Origin of the sequence: Micromonospora sp. DT201 (assembly GCF_049841575.1) — a bacterium.
In the GTDB taxonomy this organism is placed as follows: domain Bacteria; phylum Actinomycetota; class Actinomycetes; order Mycobacteriales; family Micromonosporaceae; genus Micromonospora.
Window position 1 is genome coordinate 1 of the sequence record NZ_JBNCKP010000084.1, and the last position, 488, is coordinate 488.

Below are 488 nucleotides of genomic sequence, written 5' to 3' on the forward strand. Positions count from 1 at the left end.
TCGACGTCGTCGGTGTTGAGGGTGAGCCGGTCGCGAGCGTGGCCAAACTCGCTTTCCGGCCGGTCGAGCAGGCGCAGCTGGAGAACGCCCAGGACGTGGGGCGGAACTCGTTGTTCCAGGTCGACTGGGCTGAGGTTTCGGTCCCGGACGCGGTGGAGTCGGTGCGTGTCGCGTTCGTTGGTGAGGGTATCGCCGGGGTCGGTGAGCATCATGCCGATCTGGACGCGTTGGAGCGGGCGGTCGCCGAGGGCGCGGCGGTACCGGCGGCTGTCGTCGTCGCGGTGGAGTCTGGCGTCGAGGGTCAGGCGGGTACGGCTGCGGCGATGGTGACCGAGGACGTTCTCGGTCTGTTGCAGTGGTGGTTGGCCAGCGAGCGGTTCGCTGGCGTGCGGTTGGTGGTGGTGACCCGCAACGGTGTGGCGGTTGGTGGGGGATCGCCGGATCTGGTGCTGGCTCCGGTGTGGGGTTTGGTGCGTAGTGCGCAGTCG

1 protein-coding gene is annotated in these 488 nt (G+C 68.6%); it reads left to right on the plus strand.

Translation table 11 applies throughout. The annotated features are described in order from the left end of the window. Positions 1-488, plus strand: a 488-nt coding sequence (locus ACLQ28_RS34510) for a hypothetical protein (protein WP_425690448.1), incomplete at both ends; no start/stop codon positions are given.